The 10,230-nt window shown below is 70.6% G+C and carries 7 protein-coding genes and 1 pseudogene; 3 read left to right on the forward strand and 5 right to left on the reverse strand.

The window, feature by feature from the left end; genetic code table 11:
• Window positions 1-691 (forward strand): annotated as a pseudogene (locus AC792_RS17210) (hypothetical protein); the annotation flags it as partial.
• 28 nt (window positions 692-719) lie between these two features.
• Here AC792_RS17210 and AC792_RS03730 read toward each other — a convergent pair.
• The 5 genes from AC792_RS03730 to AC792_RS03750 all read right to left on the reverse strand — a co-directional run bounded on the left by AC792_RS03730 (window position 720) and on the right by AC792_RS03750 (window position 7,755).
• The gene (locus AC792_RS03730) at window positions 720-1,610 is read right to left on the reverse strand and encodes a TIGR01777 family oxidoreductase (protein WP_049829243.1); all 891 of its coding nucleotides are present in this window, start codon (window positions 1,608-1,610) and stop codon (window positions 720-722) included.
• 253 nt (window positions 1,611-1,863) lie between these two features.
• Window positions 1,864-2,292 carry an OsmC family protein gene (locus tag AC792_RS03735; RefSeq protein ID WP_049829238.1) on the reverse strand — a complete coding sequence of 143 codons (429 nt, stop codon included), beginning with the start codon at window positions 2,290-2,292 and terminating at the stop codon, window positions 1,864-1,866.
• A 275-nt stretch (window positions 2,293-2,567) separates the two neighbouring features.
• Entirely contained in the window at window positions 2,568-4,394 is a 1,827-nt protein-coding gene (sucB, locus tag AC792_RS03740; RefSeq protein WP_049829239.1) for a 2-oxoglutarate dehydrogenase, E2 component, dihydrolipoamide succinyltransferase, read from the reverse strand.
• Between the two features lie 152 nt (window positions 4,395-4,546).
• A complete protein-coding gene (gene lpdA / locus AC792_RS03745) occupies window positions 4,547-5,929 on the reverse strand; it encodes a dihydrolipoyl dehydrogenase (RefSeq protein WP_049829240.1) in 1,383 nt (460 codons plus the stop codon).
• Between the two features lie 278 nt (window positions 5,930-6,207).
• Entirely contained in the window at window positions 6,208-7,755 is a 1,548-nt protein-coding gene (locus AC792_RS03750) for a leucyl aminopeptidase (RefSeq protein WP_049829241.1), read from the reverse strand.
• A gap of 170 nt (window positions 7,756-7,925) precedes the next feature.
• Between AC792_RS03750 and AC792_RS03755 the strand changes: the two genes are divergently transcribed.
• Window positions 7,926-8,960, forward strand: a complete 1,035-nt coding sequence (locus AC792_RS03755; RefSeq protein WP_082177370.1) for a proteasome assembly chaperone family protein — start codon at window positions 7,926-7,928, stop codon at window positions 8,958-8,960.
• 86 nt (window positions 8,961-9,046) lie between these two features.
• Window positions 9,047-10,230, forward strand: a 1,184-nt coding sequence (locus tag AC792_RS03760) for an MFS transporter (protein WP_082177371.1), incomplete at its 3' end; no start/stop codon positions are given.

The following is a 10,230-nucleotide window of genomic DNA, read 5'->3' on the forward strand; positions in this document are numbered from 1 at the left end:
GCCGGCGGGCGGTGGCGGGCCGGCCGCGGGGGTCCGGCAGGGGCGGGCGGACGGGGGCGGCGGCGCCGACGGGGGCGGCGCGGTGGGGCCGAAGGGCACACCCGGGGAGGGGGACGGTACGGAGGGTGCGGGGGACATCGACAGCGCGGGGGACCCGAGCGGGCGGGGCGGCCGGCCGGACCCGGCAGGGGGGGGCCCGGCGGGTGAGGGTTTCGCGGGTGATGCTCCCACCACGGCGCTGGACGCGGATCCGGTCGTGGCTCTGGGAGGACTTGCCGCACTGCGGGCCCGTGCCTTCACCGAGGCGGACGTCGACCTCCTCCCGGCGGTGGACGTGGGCGGCTCCCCGGCGATGGCGGCGGATCTCGATGCCGTGGGTGCGCTCGCCGGCTCCGGGAGGACGCTCGACGATCTCTCGATCACGGTGCGGGACCCGATGCGCCTCACCGTCGAGGAGGTGACCGGCCTACCCCTCGGTGCTCTCCCGGCCGTTGCCACGCCGCCCGGCGGTACCGAGGTGGCGCTGGTCCGGGCCACGGCGGCGACGTCGTCCTACACCGAGGCCGCAGCAGTGGCCGACGACGGTGCGGCCGTACCGCTGATGGCCGCAGGCCTCCAGGAGCTCGTCTTCGTCCTGTGGGACTCCGGGTCCGGATGGCGTATCCACACGGTGGTGCTTCCGCCGTCCTGAGACGGACGGAGGTCGGGGGGTGCGGGGCTCAGACCTGGCGTCGGACCCAGGCGCCGAGCGCCTCGGGGGTGGGCTCGTCGAACGTGAACCCGGCTCGGGTCAGTGCCTCCGGTTCCATCCGCGCACTCACCAGGAGCAGTTCCTGTCCGAGCTGCCCGATGACCGTGGTGAGGATCGCCGCCGGTACCCGGAACCAGACCGGACGGTGGAACGCCCTGCCGAGCTGGAGGGTGATGGTGTCCAGCGTGGACGGGTTCGGGGACCCGAGGTTCACGGGCCCGGACAGGGAGGAGGTGAGGAGGAACTCCAGTGCCCGGACCTGGTCGTTCAGGGTGATCCAGGGCCACCACTGGCGGCCCGATCCGAGTGAGGTCCCCGCGAAGAGCCGGATGGGGATGAGCAGGTTCGGTAGCGCACCCCCGCCGGGAGCCATGACGATGCCGGTGCGGGGAAGGACCACGCGGACGCCCTGCGGTGCGCGCAGCGCCTCCTCCTCCCAGTGCCGGCAGATGTCCGCGAGGAGGCTCCGGCCCGAGGCGGCGGATTCGGTGAGGACCTCGTCCCCGCGATCACCGTAGTAGCCGGAGGCCGACTGGCTGATGAAGACCTGGGGAGGATCGACGGCCTCCCGCATGGCGCGGACGAGTGTGCGGGTGGGCATGATGCGCGAGGAGTAGAGGATCTCGCGGTACTTCCTCGTCCACAGGCCGCCGGCGATCCCCGCGCCGGAGAGGTTGATCACCGCGTCCGCGCCCTCGACCGCGGCGACGTCCAGTTCTCCGGCGGCCGGGTCCCAGCGGATCTCGTCCGGCCCCTTCGGGGCACGACGTACGAGGCGCGTCACCTCGTGGTTCTTCCGGAGCTGTCGGGTGAGGGCTGTTCCGATGGTCCCGGAGGCCCCGGCGAGGAGTATGCGCATACCTCCATCGAACCACTTGTTCGGAGGGATCGACATCCGGGTGCCGTGATTCGACACGCAGCGCATGGCGTGTCCGATCCCCGGTCCTCCCGTACGGACCGTTCCGGTCCGCGGGCGGACGCCCCCCCCCCCCGGAGAACCTCCCCGGAGAACCCGGTAGGGCGGGCCTGGAGGCCGTACGGAGGCACCGCGGGAGCACAGGTGACCCCGTGAGATGCGGGGGCCACCTGTGCTCGGTGCTGCTACGGCGGGGTCAGCTGAGCGTGGCGGTGAGCGAGATGTCCTTCACGCCGGCCAGCGCCTGCGACACGGGGCAGCCCACCTTGGCCGCCTCCGCGATGCGCTGGAAGTCCTCCTCGGAGATGCCGGGGATCGTGGCGTCGAGGACGAGGCGGATGGCGGTGATCCCGGTACCGGGCTGGAAGTCCACCTCGGCCTTGGTCTCGACACGCTCAGGTGTGGTGCCCTCCTCGCCGAGGGCGTTGCTGAAGGCCATGGAGAAGCAGGCCGAATGTGCGGCGGCGATCAGCTCCTCCGGGCTGGTCATGCCCGAGGACTGCTCGGCGCGGGCCTTCCAGGTGACGTCGTAGGTGCCGAGGCCGGACGAGTCGAAGCTGACCTCGCCCTTGCCCGAGGGTAGGTCCCCGGTCCAGACGGTGTGGGCTGTACGAGTGGTGGGCATGTCTCTCCTAGGTCGATGCTCCGCGCCCGGGCGGATCTCCGGGTTCCCTCCCATCCTAGGGAGGTCAGGGGTGAGGGGCCATGACGCGCCGTGATGCAGCCACCCGCAGCCCGTTCCCCGCCCGCGGGGCACCGGTACGGCCGAGCAGCACCGTGGGCGACCGCCGGGAGACGGCGAGCGGTGAGCGACAGGACGTGCGGGGAATCCACCCGAGATGCGGAAGAGCCGCGTCCCGGATGGGGACGCGGCTCTTCCGGTGCAGGGGGAAGGGAGGCTTACAGGCCGAGGTCGCCCTCGAACGCGCCGCCCTCGAGCCGGGCCTTCAGCGTCTGCAGGAAACGCCCTGCGTCGGCACCGTCCACCAGTCGGTGGTCGTACGTGAGGCTCAGGTACATCATCGACCGGATGGCGATGGTGTCGTCGCCGTCCGCTCCCGTGATCACCACGGGCCGCTTGACGATGATGCCGGTGCCGAGGATGCCGACTTGCGGCTGGTTGATGATCGGGGTGTCGAACAGTGCACCGGCGGAGCCGATGTTCGTGATGGTGAACGTCCCACCGGAGAGCTCGTCGGGTCCGATCTGACCGGAGCGTGTGCGGGCACCGACGTCGGCGATCTTCTTGGCGAGGCCACCGAGGTTGAGGTCGCCGGCGTCCTTGATGACAGGGACCAGCAGGCCCTTCTCGGTGTCCACCGCGATCGCGAGGTGCTCGGCGTCGTGGTAGGTGACTTCCTTCTTCTCCTCGTCGAAGGAGGCGTTCAGCTTCGGGTGCTGCTTGAGCGCCTCGGTGACGGCCTTCGAGATGAAGGGGAGGAAGGTGAGCTTGGCACCGTTCTGTGCCTGGAAGGCGTCCTTGGACCCGGCCCGCAGCTTGGTGATGCGGGTCATGTCCACCTCGATCACCTGCGTGAGCTGCGCGGAGACCTCGAGGGACTCGCGCATGCGCTTGGCGATCGTCTGGCGGATGCGCGGGGCCTTCTCGACCGTGCCGCGCAGCTTGGAGGGTTCCACCGTGGGGGCTGCAGGCTTCGATGGAGCCGATGACGCGGCGGGTGCCTCGGCGGCGGGCGCAGGTGCCTGCTCGGCCTGCTGCGACTTCTGCTGCTCGGCCGCCTCCAGGACGTCCTGCTTGCGGATGCGTCCGCCCACCCCGGTCCCCTTGACGGAGGAGAGGTCGACGTCGTTCTGGTTCGCCAGGCGGCGCACCAGCGGCGTGACGTAGGCGGAGGCGTCGGACCCGGCGGAATCATCCGAGGACGATCCCTTCGCGGAATCGGTGGACGCGGACTTCGACTCCTCGGCAGCGGTGGGCTGCGGGGTGCTGCTCGAGTCCGAGGAGGACGTCGAGGAGCTGTCGGGGCTCTTCGATGCCTCCGGGGCGCGGGACTCCTCGGCCTTCTCCACCGGCGCCTCGCGGTCCTCGGAGGGCGCCGCGGCTGCGACGTCACCTGCGCCGGCTTCGGCCTTCTTCGGGGCGGACGCCCCGGATCCGATGACCGCGAGGACGGCGCCGACCTCGGCGGTCTCGTCCTCGCCGACCAGGATCTCCTGCAGCTTCCCGGCCACGGGGGAGGGGATCTCGGTGTCCACCTTGTCGGTGGAGACCTCGAGGAGGGGCTCGTCCACCTCGACGTCGTCGCCGATCTCCTTGAGCCAGCGGGTGACGGTTCCCTCGGTGACGCTCTCACCCAGGGCGGGGAGGGTGACCTCGGTGCCCTCGCCGGAACCGCTCGAGGAATCTGCGTCGGTGTCCGCGCTCGAGGCCGCAGGGGTTTCCTCGGCGGGCGCTTCCTCCGGCTCCGCCGGGGTCTCCTCGGCGGGTGCCTCCTCCGCGGGTGCGGAGTCGTCCGAGCCGCCTCCGGAACCGTCACCGATCCGCACGAGGGGCTCCCCGACCTCGGCCGTCTCGTCCTCGGCGACCAGGATCTCCTCGATCACACCGGCGATCGGGGAGGGGATCTCGGTGTCGACCTTGTCGGTCGAGACCTCGAGCAGGGGCTCATCCACCTCGACGCGGTCACCCACCTGCTTCAGCCAGCGGGTCACTGTGCCTTCGGTGACGCTTTCACCGAGAGCGGGCAAGTTCACGGATTCAGACATAATGCGCCCGTTTCTCCTTCGTAGATCTTTCCTGGGCAGCTGGTCCACGAGCGTGGCCCGTTCAGCTGGAGTTTCTTGTGTTCCTGGTGCCGAGCTTAGTCCACGCCCCCAGGGCGTGGACCGGGCCCGGCGTGATGCTCGGGTGCTGCGCCTCAGCCGTGCAGCGGCTTGCCGGCGAGCGCCAGGTGGGCCTCGCCGAGGGCCTCGTTCTGGGTGGGGTGGGCGTGGATGAGCGGGGCAACGTCCTCGGGGTAGGCCTCCCAGTTCACGATCAGCTGTGCCTCGCCGATCTGCTCCCCCATGCGGGTCCCGAGCATGTGGACGCCCACGATCGGGCCGTCCTTCTCCCGGACCAGCTTCACCAGACCTCCGGTGCCGATGATGGAGCTCTTGCCGTTGCCCGCGAGGTTGTACTCGTGGGTCTCCACGCGGTCGTCGCCGAACTTCTCCCTGGCGGCCTTCTCGGTGTACCCGACGGAGGCGATCTCCGGGTCGCTGTAGGTGACCTTGGGGATGTTGAGGTCCGCGACCACCACGGGCTTCTGCCCGGCGATCTCCTCGGCCACGAAGATGCCCTGCTGGAAGCCGCGGTGGGCGAGCTGCAGGCCGGGCACGATGTCGCCGAGTGCGTAGATGTTACCGACGCCGGTGTGGAGGCGCTCGTCCGTGATCACGAAGCCGCGGTCCATGGTGAGGCCGGCCTCCTCGTAGCCGAGGCCCTGGGTGACGGGGCCACGGCCCACGGCCACGAGCATGAGGTCCGCCTCGAAGGTCTTGCCGTCCTCGAGGGTGGCGACCACGCCGTCGTCGTTCTGCTCCACGGACTTGAAGCGGGTGCCGGTGTTGAACTTGATGCCGCGCTTCTTGAAGGCACGCTCGAAGTTCTTCACGATCGTGGCGTCCTCGTTCGGCACCAGGGAGGGCAGGCCCTCGATGATCGTGACGTCCACGCCGAAGGACTTCCACACGGAGGCGAACTCGCAGCCGATCACGCCGCCGCCGAGGATGAGCACGCTCTTGGGCACGGTGTCCATGGTAAGGGCGTGGTCCGAGGTGATGACCTTCCCGCCGATCTCGAGGCCGGGGAGGCTGCGGGAGAACGAACCGGTGGCGAGGATGATGTGCTTGCCGGTGTACACGGTGCCGTCGACGTCGATGGTGTTCTCGGAGGCGAGCTTGCCCGCGCCCTCGATCACGGTGATGCCCTTGGACTTGATGAGGCCCTGGAGTCCGCGGTACTTGCCCGCGATGATGCCGTCCTTGTAGGCGTTGACGGCCTCCATGTCGATGGACTCGAAGGTGGCCTTCACGCCGTACTTCTCCGAGTCACGGGCACCGTCGGCGATCTCGGCCGAGTGCAGGAGGGCCTTGGTGGGGATGCAGCCGTTGTGGAGGCAGGTACCGCCCAGCTTGCCCTTCTCGATGAGCCCCACGGTGAAGCCCAGCTGCACCGCGCGGAGGGCGGCAGCGTAACCGCCGCTGCCTCCACCGAGTACCAGGATGTCGAACTCTTGCGCAGTTGCCGATTCGGCCACGTGAACGCTCCCTCGCGTGATCTGGTGACGCGCAGGGCGCGTCGGTTGATGTGTCGGTTGCAGATACTTCGCGGTGCGGTGGCACGCGCGTGGTGCTCTTGTTTTTCAGCCTATCCCCAGAACAAGCACGCATCCACCCGAACCCCCGGGTGGACGCCGGCCCCGGGCCGGATGTGCGCAGGCTCACGTGCATCGACGCACGCGGGCCTGCACACACCCGGTCGGCGGGGTGCCCGCACCCGGTCCGGGACCGGTACGGACACCCCGCCCGGGTGCGGTTACGCCGCCCGCGCCAGGACGTCCTCCACGTAGGCCAGGAGGGTGCGCACGCCCACACCGGTGCCCGCCTTCGGGGTGTAGCCGAACGCGGAGCCCTCGTTGAAGGCGGGGCCGGCGATGTCGAGGTGCGCCCACGGGATCTTCTCCCCGTCCACTTGGCCCACGAACTCGCGGAGGAAGACGGCCGCGGTCATCATGCCGCCGTTGCGCTCGCCGATGTTCGCGATGTCCGCCACGTCCGAGTCGAGACTGGGGCGCAGCTCCTCGGGCAGCGGCATCGGCCAGAAGTCCTCCCCGGCGCGGTCCGCCGCGGCCTTCACCGCGTCCCGGACGCCGTCGTCGCCCATCACCCCGGAGGTGCGCTTGCCGAGCGCGATCATCTGGGCACCGGTGAGGGTGGCGATGTCGATGATGGCATCCGGTGCCTCCTCGCTTGCCGCGGCGAGACCGTCCGCCATGACCAGGCGGCCCTCGGCGTCCGTGTTGAGGACCTCGACGGTGCGGCCGCCGTAGATGGAGATGACGTCCTCGGGGCGCTGCGCGGTACCCGACGGCATGTTCTCCGCGAGGCAGAGCCAGGCGGTGACCTTCGCGGGCAGCCCGAGCTCCGCGACGGCGAGCAGCGTGGAGAGCACGGCGGCGGCGCCGGCCATGTCGAGCTTCATGGTCATCATGCCGGCGGCCGGCTTGAGCGAGAGTCCACCGGAGTCGAAGGTGATGCCCTTGCCCACGAGGGCCAGGTGCACCGCGGACTTCGCGGGGGAGTACTCCACCTTGACCATGCGCGGCGGGCGTGAGGAGCCCTTGCCGACACCGAGGATGCCCCCGTAGCCGTCACGCTCCAGCCGCTTCTCGTCCATCACGGTGACCTTCACCGGGAGCCCGCGCGAGAGGTCCTTGGCGGCCTGCGCGAAGCTCTCCGGGTACAGGTGGCTGGGCGGCTGGTTGACCAGCGACCGGGTGGCGTTGACGCTCTTGCCCAGGATCGTGGCGCGCCCGAGGGCCGGTGTGAGGTCGGGGTCGTCGGCGATCGCGGTGTGGACGATCACCGCACGCACGGCGGCGTCGTCCTTGGCGGGTGCGGGGGTGCCGTCCGCCCGGAGCCCGGACTTGTGGCCCTCGAACCGGTAGGCGCCGAGTGCGGCGCCCTCCGCGACGGCGGCGGCGAGCGCCACGGTGCCCGTGGGCAGTGCCAGGACCACGGTCTCGAGTCCGTTGAGCTGACGTACGGCCGCACCGGCTGCACGGCGCAGGGTCTCGGGGGGGAGCGCGTCGCCGGGGACTGCGGGACCGACACCGGTGAGCACCAGGGAGTCCGCGCCGGTGTCCGGCAGACCCGGGAGCCGGCGCACCTCGTCCGCGGCGCCCGAGACGCCGAGGACCTGCAGCGAGTCACCGAGGGCGCGGGCAGCTGTCGGGTCGAGGGGGCTCTCGAGGAGCACCGGTCCGTCGGGTCCCTTGGCCACCGCGACCACGAGCGCGTCGCTCGGGATCTTCCTGAGCTCCTTCGCGGAAGCTGTCAGGTGTAGTTCGCTCGTCTTGATCACGAAATCCGTCTCCTCGAATGCATACGGTTGTCCTGGTGCGTCGGGTGGCCCGGGAGCCGGTGGCGCCGGACCGTCCTGACGATCGTAGTCTCTCCGGCGTGGCCGACCTCTCCGGAATGAAGCGGGCCGCACACGTGTTGGACCTCCCAGGACCCGACCGGAGGAGAGTCATGCTGGATCCACGCACCCTGTACAACACCGACGCCGACATCCTCGGCGAGGCGGCACCGAAGGGCCTCCCGCTGCTGATCAGCCTCACCGGCTTCATGGACGCCGGGCACGTCGTCGAGCAGGTCAGCCAGGAACTGCTCGAGGTCCTCGACCACGAGAAGCTGGTGGAGTTCGACGCCGACCAGCTGCTGGACTACCGCGGCAGGCGCCCCCGGATCACCTTCGTGGAGGACCACCTCACCGACTACCGGCCGCACCGGCTCGAACTGTTCCGTCTGAACGACGGACTGGGCGAGCCCTTCCTCCTCCTCACCGGGGTGGAGCCCGACCTCCAGTGGGAACGGTTCGTGAGCGCCGTGACCGGTCTGGTCCGTGAACTCGAGGTCTCCCTCGTCTCCTGGATCCACGCGATCCCCATGCCCGTCCCGCACACCCGTCCCATCGGTGTGACACTGCACGGCAACCGCCCCGACCTGATCGAGGGCATGAACTCCTGGCGCCCCACGGCCGAGCTGCAGGCCTCCATCGGCCACGTGCTCGAGCTGCGGCTCATCGAGGCCGGGTACGACGTCGTCGGGCACGTGATCCATGTACCGCACTATCTCGCGGAGGCCGAGTACCCGCCCGCCGCCGTCGCCGGCCTCGAGTACCTCGGCGCCACCTCGCGCCTCGTGCTCCCGACGGACCGACTGCGGGAGAGCGGACGCGACGTGGAGCGGCAGATCGCCCGGCAGGTGGGCAACTCCTCCGAGGTGCAGTCGGTGGTCTCCTCCCTCGAGCAGCGGTACGACGAGTACGCCGACGGCGCCGAGCGCCGCTCCCTGCTGGTGAAGGACAACAGCGAACTGGCGAGCGCCGAGGAGCTGGGCGCCGCCGTCGAGGCCTATCTCGCGAGTCCGCAGGCCGAGGAGGAGACCACGCTGCTGTGGGAGGCGGAGCACGTGGACGACCGGGCGCCCGGGAGTGCCGGTACGTCGGCGGAACGGCACGACGACGGCGGACCTGCGGGCCCGGACGGGCGCACCGGTACCTGATCCGTGCGCTCGCTCCCGGCCCGGGCGCGAGAACCGGACGTCCTCGCGCGTCCTCCCGACCGGGAGCGGGCGGGGATAATGGGGACGTGACTTCTTCGCGGGCGTTCCTGGTGTGGGCAGCGGGCGTCGCGGCCTACCTGATCGCCGTGACGCAGCGCACCACCTTCGGGGTCGCCGGGCTCGAGGCGACCGACCGCTTCGGCGCCTCCGCCTCCCAGCTGTCCGTGTTCACCGTGGTCCAGCTGCTCGTCTACGCGGGCCTGCAGGTCCCCGTGGGTGTCCTCGTGGACCGGTGGGGCCCGCGGGCGCTGATCGTCGGCGGCGCGGTCCTGATGGCGCTCGGACAGGCCCAGCTCGCCTTCGCCACCTCCGTGGAGGCCGGCATCGTGGGACGCCTGTTCGTGGGGGCCGGGGACGCCGCGACCTTCATCTGCGTGCTCCGGCTCCTGCCCGTCTGGTTCGAGGCCCGGCGCATCCCGATCCTCACCCAGTGGACGGGGATCATCGGACAGCTCGGGCAGGTGGTCTCCGTGATCCCCTTCGTCGCCGTGCTCGCCACCTTCGGGTGGCGGTCGGCCTTCCTCGCGGCGGCTACACTGTCCGTCCTCGCCGCGGTCCTCGCGCTCGCGGTCATCCGTGACACGCCGTTCCCGGGGGACGTGAAGGTGCCGCAGACCCTGAGGGAGACGGGCGTCTCGCTGGCGCAGGCGTGGAAGCAGCCCGGCACGCGGCTGGGCCTGTGGTCCCACTTCACCATCCAGTTCCCCGGCACCGTCTTCGTGCTGATGTGGGGGTACCCGTACCTCGTCCGTGGTGAGCAGGTGGGGGAGGCGGCGGCGTCGGCCCTCATGACGCTCTTCGTGGTCGTCGGGATCGCGTGCGGCCCGCTCCTCGGACGCTACGTCGGGCGCCACCCGCTGCGCCGGTCCACCATGGTGCTCGCCATCGCCGCGCTCATCGCCGCGTCCTGGCTCGCCGTGCTGCTGTACCCGGGTCCGGCGCCCCTGCCGCTCCTCGTGGTGCTGGTGGTCGCGCTGGCGATCGGCGGTCCCGGGTCCATGATCGCCTTCGACTTCGCCCGCCCCTTCACCCCCGCCGCGAGGATCGGGACGGCCACGGGCATCGTCAACATCGGCGGCTTCACGGCCTCGCTCCTGTCCATGTTCGTCATCGGCGTGGTCCTCGACGTCCTCCTCCGCAGCGGTGTCTCCGGCGGGGACCTCTATGCACTGACCTCCTTCCGCATCGCGATGGCCGCCCAGCTCGTGGT

This window comes from Arthrobacter sp. RIT-PI-e, assembly GCF_001187915.1.
Taxonomy (GTDB): Bacteria; Actinomycetota; Actinomycetes; order Actinomycetales; family Micrococcaceae; genus Arthrobacter_D.

What these genes read in the sequence shown, in the direction of transcription:
- AC792_RS03730 (WP_049829243.1), bottom strand. Translation starts at nt 1,610, where the DNA reads ATGCGCATACTCCTCGCCGGGGCCTCCGGGACCATCGGAACAGCCCTC.
- AC792_RS03735 (WP_049829238.1), bottom strand. Translation starts at nt 2,292, where the DNA reads ATGCCCACCACTCGTACAGCCCACACCGTCTGGACCGGGGACCTACCC.
- sucB (WP_049829239.1), bottom strand. Translation starts at nt 4,394, where the DNA reads ATGTCTGAATCCGTGAACTTGCCCGCTCTCGGTGAAAGCGTCACCGAA.
- AC792_RS03755 (WP_082177370.1), top strand. Translation starts at nt 7,926, where the DNA reads ATGCTGGATCCACGCACCCTGTACAACACCGACGCCGACATCCTCGGC.